Origin of the sequence: Streptomyces sp. RG80 (assembly GCF_040446465.1) — a bacterium.
GTDB lineage: Bacteria > Actinomycetota > Actinomycetes > Streptomycetales > Streptomycetaceae > Streptomyces.
On the sequence record NZ_JBEAAJ010000002.1, the window covers coordinates 867,068 to 889,954 of the forward strand.

Annotated in this window: 19 protein-coding genes and 1 pseudogene; 4 read left to right on the forward strand and 16 right to left on the reverse strand. The window is 72.6% G+C overall.

The window, feature by feature from the left end:
• Positions 1-16: 16 nt before the first annotated feature.
• From ABKA17_RS10025 to ABKA17_RS10045, 5 genes and pseudogenes are all read right to left on the reverse strand, one after another.
• Positions 17-1,219: pseudogene (locus tag ABKA17_RS10025) on the reverse strand (lysylphosphatidylglycerol synthase transmembrane domain-containing protein); the annotation flags it as partial.
• Positions 1,216-2,268, reverse strand: a complete 1,053-nt coding sequence (locus tag ABKA17_RS10030) for a class I SAM-dependent methyltransferase (RefSeq protein WP_353691556.1) — start codon at positions 2,266-2,268, stop codon at positions 1,216-1,218. The gene ABKA17_RS10030 and the pseudogene ABKA17_RS10025, both read right to left, overlap by 4 nt.
• Entirely contained in the window at positions 2,265-3,455 is a 1,191-nt protein-coding gene (locus ABKA17_RS10035) for a glycosyltransferase family 4 protein (RefSeq protein WP_353691557.1), read from the reverse strand. Before ABKA17_RS10035 ends, ABKA17_RS10030 begins: the two co-directional genes overlap by 4 nt.
• A complete protein-coding gene (locus tag ABKA17_RS10040; RefSeq protein ID WP_353691558.1) occupies positions 3,452-3,850 on the reverse strand; it encodes a 6-pyruvoyl trahydropterin synthase family protein in 399 nt (132 codons plus the stop codon). Before ABKA17_RS10040 ends, ABKA17_RS10035 begins: the two co-directional genes overlap by 4 nt.
• Before the next feature lie 117 nt (positions 3,851-3,967).
• Complete coding sequence (locus tag ABKA17_RS10045) at positions 3,968-4,951, reverse strand: zinc-dependent alcohol dehydrogenase (RefSeq protein WP_353691559.1); 984 nt, start codon at positions 4,949-4,951, stop codon at positions 3,968-3,970.
• A 107-nt stretch (positions 4,952-5,058) separates the two neighbouring features.
• Between ABKA17_RS10045 and ABKA17_RS10050 the strand changes: the two genes are divergently transcribed.
• Positions 5,059-5,817, forward strand: a complete 759-nt coding sequence (locus ABKA17_RS10050) for a CDP-alcohol phosphatidyltransferase family protein (protein WP_353691560.1) — start codon at positions 5,059-5,061, stop codon at positions 5,815-5,817.
• 20 nt (positions 5,818-5,837) lie between these two features.
• Here ABKA17_RS10050 and ABKA17_RS10055 read toward each other — a convergent pair whose 3' ends face one another.
• The 4 genes from ABKA17_RS10055 to ABKA17_RS10070 are packed head-to-tail and all read right to left on the reverse strand — an operon-like array spanning position 5,838 to position 10,889.
• Positions 5,838-7,064, reverse strand: a complete 1,227-nt coding sequence (locus ABKA17_RS10055) for an MDR family MFS transporter (protein ID WP_353691561.1) — start codon at positions 7,062-7,064, stop codon at positions 5,838-5,840.
• Complete coding sequence (locus ABKA17_RS10060) at positions 7,061-8,848, reverse strand: ABC transporter permease subunit (RefSeq protein WP_353691562.1); 1,788 nt, start codon at positions 8,846-8,848, stop codon at positions 7,061-7,063. The genes ABKA17_RS10055 and ABKA17_RS10060 overlap by 4 nt, the downstream gene beginning before the upstream one ends.
• A 3-nt stretch (positions 8,849-8,851) precedes the next feature.
• Complete coding sequence (locus ABKA17_RS10065) at positions 8,852-10,348, reverse strand: ABC transporter substrate-binding protein (RefSeq protein ID WP_353691563.1); 1,497 nt, start codon at positions 10,346-10,348, stop codon at positions 8,852-8,854.
• Between the two features lie 4 nt (positions 10,349-10,352).
• Positions 10,353-10,889, reverse strand: a complete 537-nt coding sequence (locus ABKA17_RS10070; RefSeq protein WP_353691564.1) for a GNAT family N-acetyltransferase — start codon at positions 10,887-10,889, stop codon at positions 10,353-10,355.
• A 133-nt stretch (positions 10,890-11,022) separates the two neighbouring features.
• On the opposite strand from ABKA17_RS10070, the gene ABKA17_RS10075 reads away from it, so the two are divergent.
• Both ABKA17_RS10075 and ABKA17_RS10080 read left to right on the forward strand, forming a co-directional pair.
• Positions 11,023-11,967, forward strand: a complete 945-nt coding sequence (locus ABKA17_RS10075; protein ID WP_353691565.1) for an ATP-binding protein — start codon at positions 11,023-11,025, stop codon at positions 11,965-11,967.
• Between the two features lie 57 nt (positions 11,968-12,024).
• A complete protein-coding gene (locus ABKA17_RS10080) occupies positions 12,025-12,417 on the forward strand; it encodes an SCO5389 family protein (RefSeq protein ID WP_353691566.1) in 393 nt (130 codons plus the stop codon).
• 105 nt (positions 12,418-12,522) lie between these two features.
• On the opposite strand, the gene ABKA17_RS10085 is transcribed toward ABKA17_RS10080, so the two are convergent.
• Positions 12,523-13,695 (reverse strand): S1 family peptidase, encoded by a 1,173-nt coding sequence (locus ABKA17_RS10085; protein WP_353691567.1) that lies wholly within the window; start codon positions 13,693-13,695, stop codon positions 12,523-12,525.
• Positions 13,696-13,852: 157 nt separating this feature from the next.
• Between ABKA17_RS10085 and ABKA17_RS10090 the strand changes: the two genes are divergently transcribed.
• Positions 13,853-14,818, forward strand: a complete 966-nt coding sequence (locus tag ABKA17_RS10090; protein ID WP_353691568.1) for an AraC-like ligand-binding domain-containing protein — start codon at positions 13,853-13,855, stop codon at positions 14,816-14,818.
• Here ABKA17_RS10090 and ABKA17_RS10095 read toward each other — a convergent pair.
• From ABKA17_RS10095 to ABKA17_RS10120, 6 genes are all read right to left on the reverse strand, one after another.
• Positions 14,802-17,159: a DUF4132 domain-containing protein gene (locus ABKA17_RS10095; protein WP_353691569.1), complete on the reverse strand. Its 2,358-nt coding sequence runs from the start codon at positions 17,157-17,159 to the stop codon at positions 14,802-14,804. The genes ABKA17_RS10090 and ABKA17_RS10095 overlap by 17 nt on opposite strands.
• A 56-nt stretch (positions 17,160-17,215) precedes the next feature.
• Complete coding sequence (locus tag ABKA17_RS10100; protein ID WP_353691570.1) at positions 17,216-18,055, reverse strand: alpha/beta fold hydrolase; 840 nt, start codon at positions 18,053-18,055, stop codon at positions 17,216-17,218.
• Between the two features lie 161 nt (positions 18,056-18,216).
• Positions 18,217-19,599: a GH1 family beta-glucosidase gene (locus tag ABKA17_RS10105; protein WP_353691571.1), complete on the reverse strand. Its 1,383-nt coding sequence runs from the start codon at positions 19,597-19,599 to the stop codon at positions 18,217-18,219.
• Complete coding sequence (locus ABKA17_RS10110) at positions 19,596-20,435, reverse strand: carbohydrate ABC transporter permease (RefSeq protein WP_353691632.1); 840 nt, start codon at positions 20,433-20,435, stop codon at positions 19,596-19,598. The genes ABKA17_RS10105 and ABKA17_RS10110 overlap by 4 nt, the downstream gene beginning before the upstream one ends.
• 31 nt (positions 20,436-20,466) lie before the next feature.
• On the reverse strand, positions 20,467-21,444 hold the full coding sequence (locus tag ABKA17_RS10115; RefSeq protein ID WP_353691572.1) for a carbohydrate ABC transporter permease: 978 nt from the start codon (positions 21,442-21,444) through the stop codon (positions 20,467-20,469).
• Positions 21,444-22,760, reverse strand: coding sequence for an ABC transporter substrate-binding protein (locus ABKA17_RS10120; protein ID WP_353691573.1), 1,317 nt, complete (start codon positions 22,758-22,760; stop codon positions 21,444-21,446). Before ABKA17_RS10120 ends, ABKA17_RS10115 begins: the two co-directional genes overlap by 1 nt.
• Positions 22,761-22,887: the final 127 nt, after the last annotated feature.

A 22,887-nucleotide genomic window follows, 5' to 3' on the forward strand; every position in this document is an offset into this window, starting at 1 on the left:
CGCTGCCGGCACCCAGGCCCGCCGCGCCGAACGCCCAGGCGGTGACGCCCTCCCGGGGGCCCCAGCCGCCGACGTTCAGGGGCAGGCCCATGGCGAGCAGCGCGAGCACGGCGATCGGCAGCAGCACGGCGACCGAGGCGGCGGATCCGGCGACGCGGGCGGCGAGCACGAACATCCCGATGTGTCCGGCGAGGACGACGACGGAGGACAGGGCGACGCCGGGCCCGTTGCGGCGCGACAGCAGCCCCTCGCGTGCCTCGCGCAGGGCCTTGCCGGCCCGTGAGGGCGCCCGGTCCGCCCGGTTCATCCGCACGGCGAGCACGACGGCCAGCGCGCCCAGCGCGGCGAACAGGAGCAGCGGCGCGAGATGGCGGGCCTGCGAGAACACCGGTGACGGCATGGTCAGCAGCACCGCGGCGCCGATCACGGCCAACGCGAGCTGCCCGGCGACCCGTTCGAGGACGACGGCCCGCACACAGCGGCCGAGCTCCTGGGTGCTGCGGCCGTGCCGCACCGCGCGGTGCACATCGCCGAGGACGCCGCCGGGGAGGGCGGCGTTGAGGAACAGGGCCCGGTAGTAGGAGGCCACGGCCGGGCCGAGCGGCAGCCGGATGTTCAGGCTGCGGGCGACCAACTGCCAGCGCCAGGCGCTGAAGACGGTGGTCACCGCCCCGATGGCGAGCGCGGCGAGCAGTGTCGCGCCGTCGATGCGGCGCAGCCCGTCGAGGAAGACGCCGGTGCCGAGCCGCCAGAGCAGCACGGCGAGGATGAGCACGCCGACGACGCTGCCCAAGTGGGTGCGTACGGCAGGGGACTTGAGACGGGCCAGAACGTTTCGCCACCAGGAGGCGGCGTGGGGGGCGTCGTCGGCGTCCGCGGCCTGGGGCCGGGGTGCGGTGACGATCACGCCGATACGGTCACGGGAGACGGCGACCGGCGGCGGGGGGACGGCCTTGACGGGCGGGAGGGCGACGGCGGCGGCCTCGGGGAGCCGCTCCCCGATCAGCGTCGCGGCGTACCGTTCCGCCAGCCTCGTACCGGCCGCGAACTCGGCCACGCCCGTCACCGACACGGTCGCGGCCACCGGCGTCACGGCCGACGGCCGCACCGCCACGCGGCCGCGCCCCCGCGTCACCCCGGCGGCCCGCACGGCCCACCGCCGGCGCCGGGCGGGCCCCCGTCGGCCCGCGTGGGCCGCCCGTACCGTCTCCACGCTCATGCCGGCCCGCCCGTCGGCCGGGACAGCGCCAGCAGGTCGGTGTGGTGGACGACGACGTTCAGCTCGCCCGCCTCGCAGGCCGCGAGGCGCTCGCGCAGGTAGCGGTCGGCGCGCTCGCGCAGTTCGGGGCGCTGCTCCACGGCGGCGCCGACCCAGCCGCGCAGCCACTGGGCGGTGAGCGCGGCCTCGGCGGGGCCCAGGCGCCATGGGCTCGGGTTGAGCCGTACGGTCGCGCCGCGCTCGGAGAAGGCCTCGCAGGCGGCCGTGATCGCGTCCGGGCCGAGCAGTCCGCCGCGCCGCTGGTGTTCGTTGAACGCCTCGGCGATCTCGTCGTCCATCGGGTCGGCCGGGCCGATGTCGACGCGCCCGGCGACGGACAGCGTGAGCAGGGCCGGGCAGCCCGCGCCCGTGCAGGCGGCGGCGAGGGTGTCGATCTCCTCGCGGGTGAGGACGTCGAGGAGGGCGGAGGCGGTCACCAGGGACGCGCCGGCGAGGGCGTCCGAGGTCAGCCGGGCGACGTCGCCGCGCCGGGTCTCGACGGTGACCCGGCTGCCGTCGGCGGCGACGCGCGGGGAGGCGACGGCGGCGAAGTGCAGCAGGTAGGGGTCGCGGTCGTGCAGCACCCAGTGCTGGGCGCCGTCGAGGCGGGGCGCGAGCCAGCGGCCCATCGAGCCGGTGCCGCAGCCGAGGTCGTGGATGACGACCCCGGCCTTGCCCGGCAGGTTGGCGAGCCGGATCCGCAGCGGGTCGAGCAGGTCGAGCGCCCGCGCCCCGGCGTCGGCGGGCTCGCGCAGCTCCAGCCACTCGGGCGCGTACCGGGGCTGCTCCTCGGGCCCGTCCTCCCGCAGCCTTACGGTGGGCCGCTCACCGGGGCGTACGGCGGGGCCGGCGCCCGGGATGACGAAGTGCGCGTCCGCGCCGGAGCCGGTGGGCTCGGGCGCCGTCGGGGTGTCCCTGGTCACCTCGGACTCCGTCTCCGCCCTGTCCCGCGGTCCCGCCTGCGCCGGGATCATCCCGGTGCGCTGCGCTGTCACAGCCGTCTTCCTCATGCCGCCCTCCAGGGTTCGCTCGGCAGTCGGCCCAGTACTCCGGCCAGGCTGCGGGCCGTGGTCGCCCAGCCGTCCAGGGCGGCCCGCCGGCCCCGGGCTGCCGCCTTCAGACGGCGTCGTACGTCCGCCTCGCCGAACCAGCCGCGCAGTTCCGCGGCGAGGGCGGCGGGGTCCTCCGGCGGGACGAGGATGCCGGGCACACCGCCGTCGGGGGCGCGGCCGACCGCCTCGGGGAGGCCGCCGACGTCGGTGGCCAGGACCGGGATGCCGCGGGCGAGGGCCTCGGTGACCGCCATGCCGTAGGTCTCGGCGTAGGAGGTGAGGACCATCAGGTCGGCGGCGGCGTAGCTGGCGTCGAGTGCGGCGCCGGCCCGCGGTCCGGCCAGTTCCAGCCGGTGCTCCAGACCGTGCTTCGCGATCAGGGACCGCAGGTCGGCCACGTACTCCGGGTCGTGGCCGAGGCCGCCCACGCACACGCAGCTCCACGGCAGGTCCCGGACCGTCGCGAGGGCCTCCACCAGCCGGTGCTGGCCCTTGCGCGGTGTCACCGCGGCGACGCACAGCAGGCGGGAGACACCGTCGGTGCCGGAGGCGAGGGGGGCGATGTCGGCGCCGGGGGCGGCGACATGGACCCGGTCGGGCGCGAGGCCGTGGTGGGAGACGAGGCGGCGCACCGCCCAGTCGCTGGTGGCGATCACCGCGGGCACCGCGCGGAGCACCGCGCGTTCCCTGGCGTCCAGTTCGGCGGCCAGGACCGGGTCGAGGCCGGTCTCGTCGCCGAGCGGGAGGTGCACGAGGACGGCGAGTCTGAGGCGCTCCGCCTCCGGTACGACGATCTCGGGCACCCCGCAGGCGACCAGGCCGTCCATCAGTACGACGGTGTCGTCCGGGAACTGCCGCAGCGTACGGGCGAGTTCCGTGCGGGCCTCGACGCCGGGCCGCGGCCACTCGCCGGCCACCGCGTGCTTGTGGACCTGCCAGCCGAAGCCCGGCAGGTCCAGACTCACGCGCCGGTCATAGGCGTTGCCGCCGCTCGGCGCGGCCGGGTCGTCGACACCGCCCGGCATGACGAAGTGCACGGAGCGCAAAGACATGGGGACGATGTCCGCGTTCTTCAGTACGGAGTGCTGCACGGGCACATAGCCGAGCGCGGCCTCAGGGGTCTTCTCCAGGGTCACGTCGGTCACAGCGCACGCTCGTAACTCGCCCAGGCGACATGCGACTCGTGCAGGGTGACGCCGATCGCGGCGATGCCCCGGGCGCCTTCGCCGAGCGCGCCCTTGTCGATGCGCTCGGCGAGCCGGTCCGCGATGACCTTGGCCAGGAACTCCGTCGAGGTGTTGATCCCGGCGAAGTCGGGCTCGTTGTCGAGGTTGCGGTAGTTCAGCTCGCTGACGACGGCACCGAGTTCCTGCGTGGCCAGCCCGATGTCGACGACGATGTTGTCGTCGTCCAGCTGCTCCCGCCGGAACGTGGCGTCCACGAGGAACGTCGCCCCGTGCAGGCGCTGCGCGGGTCCGAAGACCTCGCCACGGAAGCTGTGGGCGATCATGATGTGATCGCGGACGGTGACACTGAACAACGGACGACCCTCCAGGTGCGGCGCCTTCGATCCCCCGGCCCTGATCGCTGGCGGGGATGCCGAGTAGTACGGCTCTTCGCTTCCCCGTGTTCAGCCGTCTCTCACTCTTTTCTCAGGTCAGGCGCTCTTGTCGTACCGCACGCGGTGACACAGCGCCGCAATCTCCCCGGAAGCGAGCTGTGGCATCACCCGTGGCAGCTCCTCGAACGCACTTTCCCCTGTGATGAGGGCGTCGAGCGCCGGGTCGGCGAGGAGTTCGAGGGCGAGGGCGAGCCGGTCGGCGTAGGAACGGCTGGAGCTGCGGGCCGGGGAGACGGTGCCGACCTGGCTGCTGCGGACGACGAGCCGCCGGGAGTGGAAGGCCTCGCCGAGCGGCAGGGCGACCTGCCGGTCCCCGTACCAGCTCAGTTCGAGGACCGTGCCCTCGGGCCTGAGCAGTTCCAGCGCGCGGGTCAGGCCCTGTTGGGTGGCGCTGGCGTGGACGACGAGGTCGCACTCCCCGAGCGCGTCCGGCGGCAGCGCGAAGTCGACGCCGAGCGCCTCCGCGACCTTCGCCCGGGCCGGATCGGCGTCGACCAACTGGATACGCACCCCCGGGAAGCGGGCCAGCAGGGCGGCGACCGAGCAGCCGACCATCCCGCCGCCGACCACGGCGATCCGGTCGCCGATCAGCGGTGCGGCGTCCCAGAGCGCGTTGACGGCGGTCTCGACGGTGCCGGCGAGGATCGCCCGTTCGGCGGGCACGTTCTCGGGTACCCGGGTCACCGCGGTCACCGGGACGACGTAGCGCGTCTGGTGCGGGTAGAGGCAGAAGACCGTACGGCCGACGAGGTCCGCGGGGCCCTCCTCGACCTCGCCGACGCTGAGGTAGCCGTACTTGACGGGCGCCGGGAAGTCGCCCTCCTGAAAGGGCGCCCGCATGGCCGCGTGCTGGCTCTCGGGGACCTTGCCGCCGAAGACCAGGGTCTCGGTGCCGCGGCTGACTCCGGAGTACAGGGCACGGACCAGCACTTCCCCCTCGGAGGGGGCCACAAGAGTGACCTCACGTATCCCACCCTCACCGGGACTGTTGAGCCAGAACGCGCTCGCGGTGCGCTTCATCGGCCTCCTCCTGAACGCTTGGGAAGTGGTTCACGTACCGAGGTGTGCACAGGTCGCGCACAGTACGCGGCGTTGATCGACTCTGTCACACGGCCGGAGGATGTTCGGTGGCCCTGAACAACACTTACGAGGCAAGGCTGGTCCAGCAGGAGACCGCTGTCGGAGCGGGCGTACAGATCCTGTTGCTGGCTCTGCTCGGTACGGCGATCGGGATGGGACCGGCGGGCTGGCTGACCGGTCTCGTCTTCGCCGTCGCCACCTGGGCGGTGCTCTCACGGGCCCTGCACCGCTCCCGGCCCCGCTCCTTCGGCCCGGCCAACCGGGTGACCCTCGGCCGTTCGATCCTGGTGGGCGGGGTGACGGCGCTCGTCGCCGACTCCTTCCAGAGCTCGCCGCCCATCACCGTCTTCGTCGGTCTGACGGCGATCGCGCTCATCCTCGACGGCGTGGACGGCAAGGTCGCCCGCGCCACCGGCACCTCCACCCCGCTCGGCGCGCGCTTCGACATGGAGGTCGACGCGTTCCTGATCCTGGTGCTCAGCGTGTACGTGTCGATGTCGCACGGCCCGTGGGTGCTGCTGATCGGCGGCATGCGCTACGCCTTCGTCGCCGCCGCCCGTGTCCGGCCGTGGCTGAACGCCCCGCTCCCGCCGAGCACGGCCCGCAAGACGGTGGCCGCCCTCCAGGGCGTGTTCCTCCTCCTGGCCGCCTCCGGTCTGCTGCCGTACGCCCTGGAGTTCGGGGTCGTCGCGACGGCGCTGGGCGCGCTGGTGTGGTCGTTCGGCCGTGACGTCCTGTGGCTGTACCGCACCTCCCGCATCCAGGAAGTCCAGCTGGAGGACGTGCGCGAGCTGGTCGCCGGCTGACCTGGGCCCGGAACAGGGCCTTACGTCCGACGCGGCAGCAGCGCCACCGCCGCAGCCGGTACGGCGGCCAGCACCAGCCACGGCACGGCCGCCGGCAGTCCGCTGTCGAGAAGGGTGCCGGTCGCGGAGCTGCCGACCAGCACGATCAGGCCGGACACCGAGGACAGCGCGCCGGTGTAGAGGCCGAGCCGGCCCTCCTCGGCGAGGTCGGGGACCCAGGCGCGGGCGACCGGTGCGACGAGCATCTGGCCGAAGGTGAGCAGCACGACGAAGGCGGCCGCGGGCAGCAGCCCCGCCGTCCCGGTCCAGCCGGCCGGCCGGGCGAGCGCCACGACCGCGAACCCGGCGGCGATGAGCAGCAGTCCGGCCGTCATCGAGCGGCGCAGGTCGAGCCGGTCCCCCACCCGGCGGGTGACGGGCAGCTGGGCGGTCACCACCAGCAGCGAGGACAGGGCGAACAGCCAGGCCAGCGCGGACTGGGAGCCGGTGGCGCGCTCCACCTCGGCGGGCAGGGCGAGGTAGAGCTGGTTGTAGGCGAGCAGATAGGCGCCGTACGCGCAGGCCAGCGCGAGGAAGCGCCGGTTGCGCACCAACACCCGTATACCGCCCCGGACGTGGACCCGCTGCCGGCCGGGGATGTGCTGCGGCAGCAGCCAGGCGTGGCCGGCGAGGACGAGCACGAAGACCCCGGCGCCGGCGAGACACACGGACCGGAAGTCCACCGACAGCAGCAGCGCGCCGAGCAGCGGCCCGACGAACGCCCCGGCCTGTCCGGCCACGGTGAACAGCGCGAGCACCCGGGTCCGGGATCCGCCGCCCTCCTCCTCGTGGACGACGGCCTGCCGGGCCACCTCGGACTCGACGGCGGGGGAGAACAGCGCGGCGGCGAACCCGATCAGCAGGACGGCCCCGATGACCGCCCAGGTCTCCTCCGCGTACCCGAGCCAGCCGAACCCGGCGATCCGCAGCGCGCATCCCGCGAGCACGACGGGCCGGATGCCGTACCGGTCGGCCAGCGCCCCGCCCACCACGAACAGCCCCTGCTGGCTGAAGGTCCTCAGGCCCAGCACGAATCCGACCAGCCAGCCCGCCATGCCCACCGCGGTGCCGAGGTGCTCGGACAGGAACGGCAGCACGGCGAAGAAGCCGATGTTGAAGGCGAGTTGGGTGAGGATCAGCAGCCGCAGCAGCGGCGAGAGCCGGACCCGGCCCCGATCCTTGCGCAGCGCGGTCGCGATCGAGCTCATCGGCTTCCCACCAATTCCCGGCTACGGGGCCGCTGTTCGGGTTCCGGGGCGGCCGGGCGCGGTGTGCGTCGGGGGCGGCGCACTCCTCCCGCCGCGGTCACCGCCAGTGCGCCGAGCAGGGCGAGGGCGGCGGCGGGGGCGAGGACGGCCCAGGGGGCGCGTTCGGCGTAGGGCTGGTTCTCGGCGAGGAGCAATCCCCATTCCGGGGAGGGTGGTTGGGCGCCGAGGCCGAGGAAGGCGAGGGAGGCGAGGGCGAGGGCGACGCCGGGGAGGCGCAGCAGGGCGTGGCGGGTGACGGGCGGCAGGACGGCGGGCAGCAGTTCGTGCCGGAGCAGGTGCCAGGGGCCGGCGCCCAGGCCGAGGGTGGCGGTGATGTGCGGGGCGGCGCGTTCCTGGCTCAGCAGTGCGGAGGTGTGTGCGGCGAGCGGTGCCCAGGCGACGGCGGCGACGGCGAGCGCGGGGGTGGCGGGGCCGCTGCCGGCGACGGCGGTGACGAGGAGGGCGACGAGGACCGGCGGCAGGGCGGTGACCGTGTCGACGAGCGGTCCGGACAGCCGGGGCAGCAGGCCGAGGAGCACACCGGTGAGGAGTGCGGCGGCGCTGATCGCGAGGGCGAGCAGCAGGGTTTCGAGGGCGCCGTGGCCGACGCGGGCGAGGAGGTCACGGCCGAGTGCGTCGGTGCCGAAGGGGTGAGCCGGGGAGGGCGCTCGGAGGCGCTGTTCGGTGTCGAGGGCGAGGGGGTCGCGGGGCAGGCCGAGCGCGATGACGACCGCCAGCAGTCCACCGTATGCGAAAGGCTGTACACCGCGGACCGTCGACTTCGGACCGTGCAGTGAGGGCAGGGCGCCGTCGCGCAGGGCGGTGCCGATGAGCAGGCGGGCGGTGAGGGTGGCGAGGCCGGCGAAGGCCGCCGCGAGGAGGACGAGGGCTAGGGTGCCGGCCTGGAGGACGGGGAGGTCCTGGGCGAGGGCGGCCTGCAGGGTGGTGCGGCCGAGGCCGGGTATGTCGTAGATCTGCTCGACGGCGACCGCGCCGCCGGTGAGGCCGACCGCGAACAGGCCGGTGTTCGGCAGGAGTCCGGGCAGCGCGCGGCGCAGCGCTTGGCGGGCGATGGTGCGGCCGGGCAGTCCGCGCGCGGCGGCGGCCAGCGCCCAGGGTTCGGCGAAGGCGCCGGGCAGCAGGTCGTCGAGGAGCCGGCCGAGGATCGCTCCGGCGGGCAGGCCGAGGGCGAGCGCGGGCAGGATCGTCCACCGCGGCCCGTACCAGCCGAGGGCGGGCAGCCAGCCGAGCTGGACGCCGACGACGGTGGCGAGCACGGACGCGGTGAGGAACTCGGGCAGCGCGGCGAGGACCGCGGAGCCGCTGCCGCCCGCGCGGCGCCCGTCGAGCCGGTGGTGCGCGCCGAGCCACAGGGTGCGGGCGCAGATCAGCGCGGCGGTGCCGGCGGCGACCGCGAGGGCCACCGCCATCAGCAGCAGGGAGGCGCCGAGGGCCTGGAGCACGGCGGGGGTGACGTCGCTCCCGGAGATCCAGGACTGTCCCGTGTCGCCGCGCCACAGCCCGCCGAGCCACTGTCCGAGGAGGTGGAACGGGCCGTCGTCCAGGCCGAGTCGGTCCCGGATGTCGGCCAGCACCCGGGGATCGGGGTCGCGTTCGGCCGACCGGGCCTTGAGGACGGTCAGCGCCGGGTCGGTGCGCGTCAGCCAGGGCAGCAGGCCGATGGCGCACACGAGGGCGGCGGCGATTCCGGCCCGCCACAGGAGCGTGGCCGCTTGCTGCCGCACGCGTCAGCGCCGGGTGCCGATGCCGACGAGGGTGCGCTCGTACGGGTCGAGGAGCGCGCCGCTGACCTTGGGGCCGACGCCGGTGATGACGCGCTGGTGGATCAGCGGGACGACGGCGTCGGTGCCGAGGATCCTTGCCTCGGCGGCCATCGCCGCGTCCTGTCGCTTCGCGGTGTCGGCGATGCCCTCGGCCTTCTTCACGGCCTGGTCGACGTCCTTGTCGCACAGCAGCGCCAGGTTGTAGCTGCCGTCGCAGGTGAAGTCGCTGGCGAGGACGGAGACGGGGTCGCCGGTGTCGAGGAGGCTGTTGCGGGCGCCGACGAAGGCGTCGAACTTCCCCGCCAGCGCGTCGCTCTCCAGCCGCGAGTACTCACGCACCTCCAGCTGGACCTCGAACCCGGCCTTCTCCAGCTGCTGCTTCAACACCTGGGCGACCTCGGGGAGTTCGGGCCGGTTGTCGTAGGTGGCGAGGGTGATCCTCGCCCCGTCCGGGTCGGTGCCCTTCGCCCGGCCGGCCGGCGCGGTGCGCTTGCCCTCGGCCCAGGTCACGGCGGGTCCGTAGAGACCGGCGCCGGCGTCGGCGTAGCCCTCGTAGACGCCCTTGGTGAGTGCGGAGGTGTCGACCGCCTGCCGGGCCGCGGCCCTGAGGCCCGCGTCCTTGAACACGTCCGACTCGGTGTTGAGGAGCAGGCTCGTGGTGCGGGTCGTGGCGGTCGCCTTGCGCAGGCCCTTGTCGAGGGTGACGGCCTGCGAGACGGGGATCGCCTCGGCGAGGTCGACCTGGTCGGTGCGGAGCGCACTGGCGCGGGCGGTGCCGTCGGCGACGAACTTCACGTCGATGCCGGAGGCCTGGGCGCGGCCGCCCCAGTAGTCGTCGTAGCGGTCCAGGGTGGCGGCGCCGGCGCCCATGACCTTGGTGAGTTCGAAGGGCCCGGTGGCGTGGCCGACCGGGTCGACGCGCTCGGTGCCCTCGTACGCCTTCGCGGAGAGGACGGCGAGGCTCGGGCTGGACAGGCGCAGCGGCAGGGCGGGGTCGGGGTCCTTGGTGGTGACCCGTACTCCGGTGCTGCCCGCGGCCTTGGCGGTGAGGGTCACGCCGGAGAGGGCGGCGGGGGCCGGCTTGGCCTCGGTGGCGTGGGTGAGGGCGGCGGCGACGGTGGCGGGGGTGACGTCGGTGCCGTCCTGGAAGGTGGCCTCGCGCAGGGTGAACAGCCAGGTGCGGTCGTTCTCGCGGGTCCAGGACGCGGCGAGCGCGGGGGCGGCGGCGCCGTTGGCGTCGAGGGCGGTCAGTCCCTCGGTGACGCCGAGGCGGCTCAGGAGGGTGGCGTCGGCGCCGTACGGCGAGAGGTTCTCGGCCGGCGGGAAGGCGAGGGCGACGCGCAACCGGGTGGCGTCGGCCGCGCCGTCGGACGAACCGCCGGTGCCGTCGGAGGCGAAGCAGCCGGTCAGCGCGGGGGCGAGCAGCAGGGCGGGCAGGAAGCGCGAGCGCGGTCGGGTCATTCGGTCATCGCCCCATCGGGATCTCGAAGTGCAGGACGCCGTGCGCGCCCTCGGGGTCCTCGCGCTCGTCGTGCACGAGCTTGCCGAGCGACCGCCAGAAGGCCTCGGCGCCGGGTACGGCCGGGTCGGTGTGCAGATAGACGGAGCGGTAGCCCCCGTCGGCGGCGGCGAACGCCATCAGCTCCGTGACCAGCCGTCGGGCGAGGCCGCGCCGACGGTGTTCGGGGCGGACGTAGATGCGGCGCAGCTGTGCGGTCTCACCGGAGGGGTAGCGCTCGGCGACGTGGCGCGGGTTCGGCGGGTGGGCCGGGCCGCGGGAGTCGAGGGCGCCGGTGGCGACGACCTGGCCGTCGGCCGGGGCGGTCGCCACGAGGAGGGTGTGGCGGGCCGGGGCGAGGTAGGCGGCGGCCGGGTCGATGATGTCGCCGTGCCAGCGGGGCACGTACCCGGTCCCGAAGTCGCGGTAGACGGTGTCGAGCATCACCGCTCGGGCACCGTCGAGGTCGTCCGGGCCCGCGGCCCTGATGCTGTATTCACGCACTTGCACATCATATGCATTAAGCGGAACCCCTTGATCACCTTGCGATTTGACAGTGATCGACGACACGCATAAAACGTACCGACATGACATCCATTTTCAAAACCGCATTAGGTGCGGCAAGGGCGGGATGCTGATGCGCGTCGCTTTCGTCGGCAAGGGTGGCAGCGGCAAGACCACCCTGTCGGCGCTCTTCTCCCGCCATCTCGCGCAGTCCGGCGCTCCCGTGCTCGCCGTGGACGGGGACATCAACCAGCACCTGGCCGAGGCGCTGGGCCACGACGGTGATCCGCCGGCCGCCCCTCCCCTGGGCGCGCACCTGAACGACATCAAGGACTTCCTGCGCGGCACCAACCCGCGCATCGCCTCCCCCGAGGCCATGATCAAGACCACGCCGCCCGGTCGCGGCTCCCGGCTGCTCAACCTGCTCGGCGACGACGAACTGCACACCCGGCACGTCCGGCGGGTGGGCGACGTGCCGCTGATGGTGACGGGCGAGTTCGAGGAGAGCGACCTCGGGGTGGCCTGCTACCACTCCAAGCTCGGCGGTGTGGAGCTCTACCTCAACCACCTCGTCGACGGACCCGGCGAGTATGTGGTGATGGACATGACGGCGGGCGCGGACGCCTTCGCCTCCGGCCTGTTCACCCGCTTCGACCTGACGTTCCTGGTGGCCGAACCCACCCGCAAGGGCGTCTCGGTCTACCGCCAGTACCGCGACCACGCGGCCGAGTTCGGCATCCGGATCGCCGTGGTCGGCAACAAGGTGACCGGCGAGGACGACCTGCTCTTCCTCAAGGAGGAGGTGGGCGACGACCTGCTGACCCACCTGGTCCACTCACCGTTCGTCCGCGCTGCCGAACAGGGCCGGGAACAGGGCGGCCTGGAGTCGCTGGAGTCCCACAACCGGCACGCCCTGAACGTCCTGCGCGAGACCGTGGACGCCTGCCCCCGCGACTGGGCGACGCTGCACCGCCACGCCGTCGAGTTCCATCTCCGCAACGCCCGGGCCTGGGCGGGCGAGGACCTGGCGTCCCAGGTCGACCCCGACTACGTACCCGGCCCCGACGCCCTCGTCTGACACCCCCTCACCCCCCACCCTCTCAACCCCCAACGCACAGACAGGACAAGCACCTTCATGTCTCTCGACGTCTCCCCGAAGCTCCTCGCCGAAGCCGAGAACGGCGCCGTCCGCGAGGAGGACTTCGTGGACACCGTCCGTACGTCCCTCCCCTACGCCTACGACCTCGTCGCCTCCCTCGCCGGCGAACTCCACGACGGCAAGGCCGAGTTCACCGACAACCAGACGCCCCCGCCGTCCGAGAAGGAGCGCGGCCAGCTGCTGCGCGCCCTGGCCAGCGACGCGATCCGCGGCAGCCTGGAGCGCCACTTCGGGGTGACCCTGGCCTTCCAGAACTGCCACCGGGTGGCGGCCTTCCGCCCGGGCTCGCAGGACAGTGAGACCTACGCGCGCTTCACGTCGGTGCGCTCGCAGATCCTGAACCAGTCGCCGGAGTTCAGGGACTGCTGACCCGTCGGGGCACGGAACCGTCGCCTCCTCCCCTGACGACGGTTCCGTGCCCCGGCCACGCTCCCCCCAGGCGTGGCGGCCCCTCCCCGCGGCGGTCGTTCACGGTCACGAGGCGCGTTCCTTCCTCCCGATGAGCAGATACCACGTCACGGACCCAGCGGCGGCCGGGCAGTGGGTGCGCAGTTCGGTCAGTTCCTCCCGGCCGCAGTGGACGGCGCGGGCGTGGAGTTCCGTGACGTAGGGCGGCTCGTCGGGTGGATCCGGCGGCCGGTGGGCCTCCTCCTTGAGGACGGCGAGCAGCGCGGCCGCGGGCGCGTAGGCGGGATTGGCGCACAGCGCACGTCGTACGAGGCTTTCGATGTCGGCCAGTTGCTCGGTGCGCAGGGTGCGCGGGGACCGGCGGGCGAGTCTCGCGAGCGCGAGCCGGTAGTGGACCGGCGCCCGGGGGTGACGTCGGGCGGCCGCGGCGAGCGCGCGATCGGCGCCCGGGTAGTCGCCGTCGGCGAGCGCGGCCCTCCCGCGCCGGTAGTCGGGGTCGATGTCGAGCGGATCGGGCAGATACGACCTGAGCCGCGGCCAGTGCGCGGCGATGGCCGTCAGCGGCAGGAACCAGACGACGCCGTGCGCCGCCTCCACCGACCGGGACATCCCTACGACGCGTCCGTTGCCCAGATCCACGACCGGGCCGCCGCGGAATCCCGGGTGGAGCGGGGCGGGGTCCGGGCCCTGCACGTCGGCCCGGACACACGTACCGGACATGTCGCCTCCGCGGGCGACGAGCGGCGTCCACGCTCCGTGCCGGTCGGACTCATCGCCGTGCCCGGCGGACTCGGCGGACTCGGCGGACTCGGCGGACTCGGCGGACTCGGCGGGATACCCGTAGGTCATCAGTGCCGTGCCCGGGAGTACGGGTCCGGGTGGGGCGAGCGGGGCCGGTGGGACGCGCTCGGGGAGGTCGGGCAGGTGCAGTACGGCGAGGTCGGCGTCGGGGAGGACCTCCATGACCCGGCCGCGGTGTTCCGTTCCACCCGGTCCTGCGGTGCGGACGTGGACCTGATCGTCGCCCGTCACGAAACCGACGCAGGTGAGGGCGAGGTCCGGCGCGACGAGGAAGCCCGCGCCCCGGACGTGGTCGGCCCGCTCGGGGTGGATCCGCAGACACCAACTCTCCGGTCCCCCCGGTTCAACCCCCGCACGGGCCACCCCCATGCCCCCACGCACCCGGTCCGCCCCCACGCCGTGCTCGTCGGCGAGCGTCAACCGGTCCGACTCCGCCACGTTCCGTCCTCCTTCGGTCGCCCTCCACGCTAGGAGCCGGACACGGGAGGCAACCGCCGTGCCGCGCAGGCTGATTCGCCACTGAGCGCACCTCGTCGGCGCCGGGTTGCTGCTTCACTGGAAGCCGCCGCCAGGCGACGGTGAAGGGAGCGGCCCGATGGACGACGGGCACGCGGCAGGGCTGCCGCGGTTGGAGCGGGCCGAGGAATTACAGACGACCGTCTCGCGCTTCCTCGTCCCGCTCAGAGTGACCGCGCCGGACAGCCAGGACTTCCGGGCCGTCGTCGAGTCCGCCGGGACGACACGGCTGAGCGCCGGGCGGGTGCGCTGCACCCCGCACAGCGTGCTGCGCGAGTCACGGTCGATGTCCTCCACCGACCCCGACCTGTTCAAGGTCACCCTGCACCGGCGCGGCAGCGGATGGGCGAGCCAGGGCGGCCGGCAGCATCCGGTGCGCACCGGCGATCTGCTCGCCCTGGACACCACCCGCCCCTACACCCTCGCCCTCCCCGAACCCTGCGATGTCGTGGTCGTCGGCCTGCCCCGCTGGCTGCTCGGCCCGCACGCGAGGACGCCGGCCCGCCGCAGCGGGGAGCCGGTGCCCACCGACGCCGGGATGGGTGCCCTCTGCGCGGCGCTGCTGACGGGGCTCGGCGACCACGTCGACACGCTCGGCGCGCCGCACTCGGAGTATCTGCTCGACGCCGTGACCGGGTTGCTGATCAGCGCCCTGGCCGAGGTCCCGGCCGAGCGCGTCGAGACGCAGTCCGCCGCCGTCGTCGACCGGATCGTCGCCTACACCCTCGCCAATCTGGCCGACCCGGACCTGTGCGCGGCGTCCGTCGCCGCCCGGCACGGCATCTCGGTGCGCTGGCTGCACCAGTTGTTCAAGGGCCGTGAGCGCCCCTTCACCGCGTGGGTGCGGTACGAGCGGCTGAAGCGCATCCGCCGTGAACTGTCGGACCCGGCGTTCGCGCACCGGACGATCGCCGCCGTCGCGGCCCACTGGGGTGTGCTGGATCCGACGCACCTGGCCCGCGCGCTGCGGGACGAATTCGGTTGTACGGCGGCCGAGATGCGGCGTCGCGGGGCCGGTAGCCGTCGGGTCAGGCGGCTCTCCTGATCTGTTGGAGGATGGACGGGTCGGTTATCTCGCTGTCGGCGGCGAGCAGCAGGGCCTTGCTGAGGATCACGGTGAGCCGGTCGTCCTCGAAGGGCAGGAAGACCTTGCCGCCGACCAGGGAACGCGAAGGGACGATGCACAGATAGGAGTGGTCCGGCTCCATCAGGATGTTCGACGAGCCGAGATGGATCCGGTACGTGCGCAGGTCGCCCCGGACGACCAGGAAGCGGCCGTCGAGCGTGCACCGGTCGGCGATCTTCAGGCGGGGCAGGATCCGCCGGAGGGCGTCGCGGCGGGCCTCGGCGCTCTCGGTCAGTTCGGCGAACCCGGCCCGCTCCCAGTAGGCGCGGGCCGGCCCCTGTTCGGTCCAGTCGGGGTCGGCGGCGATCGAGGTCACGCCGACGAAGAGGTCCACGTCGCGCATCGCCTCGCTGAACACCATCGGCGGTATCTCGGCGAGCGGTGCCTGTCGCCAGGCGCCGCCGACCCGGCGCTCGAAGCTCACCCGGTCCGTCGAGGCCACTCCGCCACCGTCCCCCCAGTCCACGTAGGTGTGCGCGAAGGCGGCCCGCCACTCCCCCGCACCCAGGGTGCGCAGGGCCGCGTCCCCGTCCCCGCAGTCCCACGGGCCGAGCAGCCGGCTCCGCCATCCTCGGGCCCGGAAGAGCGCGGCCATCCGCTGGTAGTGCACGAGATGGGCGGCGAAGCGCAGGGAGTGGACGCGGGTCTCCTCCTCGGCCGGGGTGAGGCGGTAGATCTCGCGGAACGCCTGCTTGAACGGCTGCCGTATCCGCCCGTCGACGAGCCGGTCCCGCCAGGCCCGTACGGTGTCGGCGTCCGAGCGGATCGGATGCCACAGGCGCACGCGGGCGTCGTCGGGCACTTCCCCAGGCGCCTCGTCGGGTGTGTCGTCGGGTGTGTCGTGGAGGTCCTCGATCGCCGGCAGGAACGCCCGCCACTGGCTCGGTGCGACCTCGACCTCCCAGATCAGCCGCCGTACGACCGCCCGGGCGAGCGGATGTCCGGCCAGTTCGGTCCGCCATCGGCCGTACGGGTGGACGGTGTCGACGGTGAAGCCGCCTTCCAACGCCCGGGCGAGCGTGCCGAGTTGGATGCCGACCCGCTTGACGAGGTCGCGCAGCTCCTTGACCAGGCCTGCGTGGTCGCGGCGGACCGGGGCGGGGACGGTCTTGAGCGGGCGGCCGTCCTTCTCCCAGGTCAGCTCGGCGCTCTCGGTGACCGTGACGACGGCCGTGTAGCCGCCACCCACCTCGCGGCGCAGGACACCGTCGTCGTCGAACCCGGACCTCGACAGCCGCAGCGCCACCTCGGTCCGCTCGGCCAGGGCCGCCTCGATCTGCTTGAGGAGCTTGTCGAGCTGTTTGGGTACCGCGGCGTGCCGGGTGACCGAGCGCGCGGTGCGGATCGCGGTGACCAGCTCCGGAGTGGGGAAGTCCCGTGCGGCGCGGCTCAGTTCGTGCAGCAGGGCCTGTGACGGCAGGGTCTTGGCGGCCGTCGGCGCGACCGCGATGCCGGGCAGGAGCCGGTCGAAGACGGCGGGCAGCCACGGCTCGTCGCGCAGCAGTGCCACCCGCGCGGCCTGTCCGAGCAGGTCGACCTCGCGGGCCGTGAACGCCTTGTCGGCCCGGTAGGGGATCTCGCCGCGCCCGATGGCGTCGGCACGGTCGGCCGCCGCTTCCAGCGCTCGGCGGGCGTAGGCGACGAAGGCCGGGATCCCGGCCACCTGCCGCCAGACATCCGGCGCGTTCGGCGGCGGCTGGTAGGAGTTGAGCCCGTCGACCTGGACGAGCAGTGCTTGCTCGGCGGGGGTGAGGGCGAGGGCGACGTCGATGCCGTCCATGACGATGGCTCCCTGGTCGCGGCGCACTAGGTCGGCCGCCTTCTCCAGCGTTCCGGGGTCCGCGAGGGACGCGACCGTGAGGAGCGAGTCCGGGTTGGTCGCGTCCCCCCGCTCCACCAGGTACTCGGTCAGCGTGCGGGCGGGGCCGGAGAGTTCTGGCCGCGGCCCGGTGCAGCGCTCCAGTGCCTCCATGGCCGGCCGGAGGCTCACCACGTCGTCGGGGTCCTCGGCGCAGGCGGCGACCGCCTCGAACATCCGGCGGCACGCCTCGGGCGTGTAGCGCGGTTCCCGGTCCCTGGCCTCCCCGTGGACCGCGACGCGTGTCCTGAGCATCGCGTCCGTGGCCCCGGGGCGCGCGCGGTACGCCGCCGCGAGCAGCCCGCCGAGTTCCTCGTCGGACAGCCCGGCCAGGTCGCCGACCCGCACGTCGAGCACGTGGGTGGGGTCGGTCAACGCCCGGAGCACATCGTCGTAGAGCATGCGTCGGATCATGACAGCCGCCACTGACAACGCGGCCCGGACGGGCCTCCCGCGACCTACGCGAAGAACCTCGCGGTGTGCGCCACGAACCGCCGGGCGTCGTCCAGCCAGGGGAAATGCGCCGCCCCGTCCTGCACCACCAGTTCGGCGTCCGCGAACAGCCCGGCGTACTCGGTGATGGCCCGCTGGGGCCCCGCCAAGTCGACCTCCCCGGCCAGCACGAGCACCCGCCCGGGGAATCCGGCCAGCGCCGCGCGCGTGGCGTCCGGGTCGAAGGCCCCCTCGGAGCCGTAGATCCCCGCCGCCTCGTCGTTGCGCTGCTCCTCCTCCGCCGCCCGGAACTCCCTGGCCTCCTCGTTCCAGCGCGCGAACCAGAAGGGTGCGACGGCCTGCCAGTCGTCCGGAGCCGCCCTCCCTTCGGTGATCGCCTCCAGGGCCGCGTACGCCGGGGCGTACCACTCCTCGTCCCGGCGCAGCCGCGCGGTGCTCAGACGGTCCTCGGCGGTGATGCCGACGCCGACCGCGTACACGCTCGGCGTGATCAGGGCCAGGCGGGCGACGCGGTCGGGGTGGCGGGCGGTGTAGAGGGCAGCCAGGTTGGCGCCGGCACTGTGGGCGAGCAGGTCCAGGCGGTCCAGGCCCAGTTCCTTGCGCAGCGCCTCGACGTCGTCGACCTGGCGGTCGCAGCGGTACGACGCCGGGTCCGCCGGGGTCTCCGAGTCGCCGGTGCCCCTCAGGTCCAGCCGGATCAGGGTGCGGTGAGCGGTGAGGCCGCCCAGGTCGCCGAGGTAGACGGAGTCCTGCATGGGGCCGCCGGGGAGGCAGACCAGGGGTGGGCCGTCGCCGGTGGCGTGGTAGGCGAGGAGGGTGCCGTCGGGGGCGTTGAAGGTGGGCATGAGGTGAGGCTTTCAGCACGTCTGGCCTGCGGCAACACAAATTTGAACGAGGAGGTACTCGCTCCTTGGGCCTCATCCCGCGGCAAGGAGGAGAGCGGAGTCCTGGGGCGGGACCGCGACCTGCCCCAGGACCCCGTTCACCGGGGCCTTCCGGCCCCGTCTCAGGCCGCGCGGCGCGCCCGGGCACGGTGCGCCCGGATGATCTCGGCGTACCGGTGCCCGGAGCCCTTGATCGTGCGGGCCTGGGTCTTGTAGTCGACGTGGACCAGGCCGAAGCGCTTGTCGTAGCCGTAGGCCCATTCGAAGTTGTCCAGCAGCGACCAGGCGAAGTAGCCGGCCAGCGGGGCGCCCCGGCGGGCGGCGGAGGCGCAGGCGGCGAGATGCCGGACCAGGTAGTCCTGCCGCTCCGGGTCGTCGACGGTGCCGTCGGGGCGTACCGCGTCCGGGTAGGCGGACCCGTTCTCGGTGACGTACAGCTTGCGGGCGCCGTACTCCTCGGTGAGGCGGAGCAGCAGGGTCTCGATGCCGCTCGCGTCGATCTCCCAGTCCATGCCGGTGCGGGGCACGCCGAGGCGGCGAACGGAACGGGCGTACGGGGCCGGGCCGCTGGGATCGTCGGCGACGGTCTGCGGGAAGTAGTAGTTCAGGCCCAGCCAGTCGAGCGGCGCCGCGATCACCTCCAAGTCGCCTGCCCGCTCGGGGAGTTCGACGCCGTAGACCTTCCGCATGCCCTCCGGGAATCCGCGGCCGTGGATCGGGTCCAGCCACCAGCGGTTGGTGTGGCCGTCCGTGCGGCGGGCGGCTTCGACGTCTTCCGGGCGGTCGGTGGCGGGGTGCACGGTGGAGAGGTTGTTGACGATGCCGACCTGGGCGTCCGGGACGGCGTCCCGGATGGCCTGTACGGCGAGACCGTGCCCCAGGAGCAGGTGGTAGGAGGCGCGGACGGCGGCGGTCAGGTCGGTGAGGCCGGGGGCCATCCTGCCTTCGAGGTGGCCGATCCAGGCGGAGCACAGGGGTTCGTTGAGCGTGGCCCAGTGGCCGACCCGGTCGCCCAGTCGCGCGGCCACGACCGAGGCGTACGCGGCGAAGTGCTCGGCGGTCTCCCGCTCGGGCCAGCCGCCCCGGTCCTGGAGCGCCTGCGGCAGGTCCCAGTGGTAGAGGGTGACGGACGGGGTGATACCCGCCGCCAGCAGTCCGTCGACCAACTCGTCGTAGAAGTCCAGGCCCTTGGCGTTGACCGGACCGTCGCCGCCCGGCAGGACGCGCGGCCAGGCGATCGACAAGCGGTAGGCGTCGGCGCCGAGTTGTCGCATGAGCGCGATGTCCTCGCGCCAGCGGTGGTAGTGGTCGCAGGCGACGTCGCCGTGGTCGTTGCCCGCGATCTTCCCGGGGGTGTGCGCGAAGGTGTCCCAGATCGACGGCGCACGGCCGTCCTCCGCCACGGCTCCCTCGATCTGGTACGCCGAGGTGGCCGTGCCCCACAGGAAGTCGGGCGGAAGGGCTGCGAGGTCGATGGTCACGTAAGTCCTTTCGGGGTCGGTCATTTGACGGCGCCCGCCGTCAACCCGGCGACGAGATAGCGCTGGAGAAGGAGGAAGCCCGCGACCACCGGAACGCTCACGACCAGCGAGGCGGCCATGATCTGGTTCCAGTACACGTCGTTGAGCGTGGAGTAGCCCTGGAGGCCGACGGCGAGGGTGCGGGTGGTGTCGTTGGTCATCACCGACGCGAACAGCACCTCGCCCCAGGCGGTCATGAAGGCGTAGACGGCGACCGCGACGATGCCGGGGATCGCGGCCGGCACGACGACCCGGAACAGCGCCCTGAGCGGGCCGCAGCCGTCCACCAGCGCCGCCTCGTCCAGGTCGCGCGGCACGGAGTCGAAGTACCCGATCAGCATCCAGATCGAGAACGGCAGCGAGAAGGTGAGATACGTCAGGATCAGCCCGCCGCGCGAGCCGAACAGGGCGATGCCGGTGGCGTTGCCGATGTTGACGTAGATCAGGAACAGCGGGAGCAGGAAGAGGATGCCCGGGAACATCTGCGTCGACAGGACGGTGACCGTGAAGACGCGCTTGCCGCGGAAGTCGTAACGGCTGACCGCGTACGCGGAGAACACTGCGATCACCACCGAGCAGACCGTCGCCGCGCCCGCCACGATCAGCGAGTTCACGAAGTAGCGGGCGAGCGGCACCGTCGACCAGATGTCGATGTACGGGCGGATCGTCAACTCGCTCGGTATCCAGCGGAACTTGCCGGTGACGTCGGCGAGGGGCTTCAGCGAGCTGGAGACCATGACGTACACCGGAACCAGCACGAAGGCGCCGAGCAGGGTGAGGAAGATCCGCCGGGCCCAGAGAAACGAACTCGGTGGCGCCATCGGCGAGTTGTGTCGCGCCGCCATCTGGGAGTCACGCACGTGAGGTCCTCCGTCCGCGCGAGGTGAGTGCCAGGTAGGCGCCCGTCACGAGCAGCAGGAACAGCAGCAGGAGTACGGACATGGCGGAGCCGGTGCCGAAGTTCCAGGTGACGAAGGAGGCTTGGTAGATGTGGACCGAGATCAGGTCGGCGGCCTCGGGGGCGGTCCTGCCGAACAGGACGTACGGGGTGTTGAAGTCGTTGAACGTCCACAGGAACAGCACCAGGATCAGCACCTGGTTGACAGCGCCCAGTGACGGCAGGGTGATCCGGCGGATCTGCTGCCACACGCCGGCGCCGTCGAGGGCGGCCGCCTCGTACAACTCCCTTGGGATGTTCTGGAGTCCGGCCATGACGATGAGGAAGGCGAACGGCCAGCCCTTCCACACCGACACGGTCAGCAGCGCGACGAAGCTGTTGTCGCCGATGAGCCAGAACGACGGCTTGTCGGTGAGGCCGAGCTGGTCGTGCAGGACGTGGTTCACCAGGCCGTTGTCGTGCTGGAACATGAACACCCAGGTGATGACGGCCGCGTAGACCGGCAGTGCGTACGGCACCAGGAACAGTGCCCGCAGCAGGCCCCGGCCGCGGAAGGTGTCCTGCATGAACACCGCGGCCGCGGTGCCGATCAGCCAGCACAGGGCGACCGACAGCAAGGTGAAGGCGACGGTGACGAGGAAGGAGTGCAGCAGCGCCTCGCCGACGGGGGCGTCGAAGTCCACCGACACCTTGAAGTTGTCGAGCCCGGACCAGGGCGCGGCGCCCCAGTCGCGGATGTAGAACTGGGTGAGCTCCTTGAAGCTCATCACGATGCCGACGCCCATCGGCACCAGATGGACGAGGAGTTCGAGAAGCAGGGCGGGCAGCAGAAGCAGATACGGCAGTCCGATCCGGCGGATGCGGCCGGGACGGGCCGGCCGCTTCTCGCCGGGCGGCGCCTTCGGTGCGGCGCGTTCCAGGGTCGTGGTCATCACGCGCCCGGCATCTGCTGCTGGGCCTTCTCCAGCGCCGCCTTCACCGAGTCGGCGGTGATGTCGCGTCCGGCGGCCGCGTCGGCGAACAGTCCCTTGATCGCCGTACCGACCGCCGTCTCGAACTGCGACTCGTCGGCGACCTGCGGCAACGCGGCGGCACTCTTGGCGAGGGTGTCCTTGAGGACCGCGTTGGCCGGGCTGTTGAAGGCGGCGTCGGCCTGTGCCGTCTTCACCGGCGGGATCGAGCTGTACGCGGTGTTGAGGATCTTCTGCTCCGCGTCGCTGGTCATGAACTTCACGAACTCGGTCGCGCCGTCGAGGTTGTCGGTGTTCTTGAACACGGCCAGGTTGATGCCGGCGACCATCGAGTTGACCTGTGCGCCGGTGCCCGGGGTGCCGGACCGCACGGGCACGGGGGCGATGCCGTAGTCGTCCTCGCTCATGCCCTGCGACTTGAGGTTGGCGGAGGCGGACTGCCAAAGGAGCATCGCCGTCTTGCCCTTGGCGAAGTCGCTGACGGACTGGTTCTGCGCGTACTCGGCGTTGCCGGGTGCGATGACCTTGTCCTTGGCCATCAGACCGACGTACTGCTGGACCGCGGCCACCACTCCGTCATTGGTGAAGTCGGCCTTGCCGTCCGCGGTGAAGAAGTCGGCGCCGTGCTGCTTGGCGAAGACGAACGCGTGGTGGATGTTCTCCGACGGGTTCGAACCCTCCGCTCCCAGGCCCCACTTGCCGTCCTTGGAGAGCTTCTTGCCGTCGGCGACCAACTCGGCCCAGGTGGCGGGCGGCCCGGATATGCCGGCGTCGGCGAAGAGCTTCTTGTTGTAGTAGAGGGCGTACGCCATCGAGTACAGCGGTACCGCGGCCGGGTCCTTGCCCTCGGCGCCCGTCGAACCGAGCGCGGAGTCGACGAAGCGGTCCTTGCCGCCGATCTTCGCGAAGTTCTCGGCGTTCCACGGCTGGAGTGCGCCGGTGGCCTGAAGCGAGGCGCTCCAGGTGTTGCCGATGTTGAGGACGTCGGGGCCCTGGCCGGAGGTGGTGGCGGTGAGGATGCGGTTCAGCAGGTCCGACCAGGGCACGACCTCCAGTTTCACCTTGATGCCGGTCTGCTTCTCGAACTTGTCGAGTTCGGGCTGGAGGACCTTCTTGTCGACCTCGATGCTCGCCCCCTGGTTGGAGGCCCAGTAGGTCAGCGTCTTGGGCGAGTCGTTGGACCCGCCGTCCGTGGACGAACCGCCTCCGCAGGCCGACGTGGCCAGGGCGAGAGACATGGTGACGGCGCCTACGGCCGCGGCTCGGATGCTGCGCATGGCTCCTGGTGTCCCTTCAGGGAATGCACTCACGGCTTAATTTAGGACGTGAGTTAAATGGCACGGGTTCAGGACGTCAAGGGGTTGCGCGAGGGCAGTTCGAGGGGAAAGCGCGTTCTGTCTTGGG

Excerpts from the sequence above, each read along its gene's own strand:
- ABKA17_RS10055 (WP_353691561.1), bottom strand. The coding sequence starts at position 7,064 with ATGAGCTCGATCGCGACCGCGCTGCGCAAGGATCGGGGCCGGGTCCGG.
- ABKA17_RS10120 (WP_353691573.1), bottom strand. The coding sequence starts at position 22,760 with ATGCGCAGCATCCGAGCCGCGGCCGTAGGCGCCGTCACCATGTCTCTC.
- ABKA17_RS10030 (WP_353691556.1), bottom strand. The coding sequence starts at position 2,268 with ATGAGGAAGACGGCTGTGACAGCGCAGCGCACCGGGATGATCCCGGCG.
- ABKA17_RS10090 (WP_353691568.1), top strand. The coding sequence starts at position 13,853 with ATGGACGACGGGCACGCGGCAGGGCTGCCGCGGTTGGAGCGGGCCGAG.
- ABKA17_RS10095 (WP_353691569.1), bottom strand. The coding sequence starts at position 17,159 with ATGCTCTACGACGATGTGCTCCGGGCGTTGACCGACCCCACCCACGTG.
- ABKA17_RS10045 (WP_353691559.1), bottom strand. The coding sequence starts at position 4,951 with ATGAAGCGCACCGCGAGCGCGTTCTGGCTCAACAGTCCCGGTGAGGGT.
- ABKA17_RS10065 (WP_353691563.1), bottom strand. The coding sequence starts at position 10,348 with ATGACCCGACCGCGCTCGCGCTTCCTGCCCGCCCTGCTGCTCGCCCCC.
- ABKA17_RS10080 (WP_353691566.1), top strand. The coding sequence starts at position 12,025 with ATGTCTCTCGACGTCTCCCCGAAGCTCCTCGCCGAAGCCGAGAACGGC.
- ABKA17_RS10075 (WP_353691565.1), top strand. The coding sequence starts at position 11,023 with ATGCGCGTCGCTTTCGTCGGCAAGGGTGGCAGCGGCAAGACCACCCTG.
- ABKA17_RS10100 (WP_353691570.1), bottom strand. The coding sequence starts at position 18,055 with ATGCCCACCTTCAACGCCCCCGACGGCACCCTCCTCGCCTACCACGCC.
- ABKA17_RS10110 (WP_353691632.1), bottom strand. The coding sequence starts at position 20,435 with ATGGCGCCACCGAGTTCGTTTCTCTGGGCCCGGCGGATCTTCCTCACC.
- ABKA17_RS10115 (WP_353691572.1), bottom strand. The coding sequence starts at position 21,444 with ATGACCACGACCCTGGAACGCGCCGCACCGAAGGCGCCGCCCGGCGAG.
- ABKA17_RS10105 (WP_353691571.1), bottom strand. The coding sequence starts at position 19,599 with ATGACCGACCCCGAAAGGACTTACGTGACCATCGACCTCGCAGCCCTT.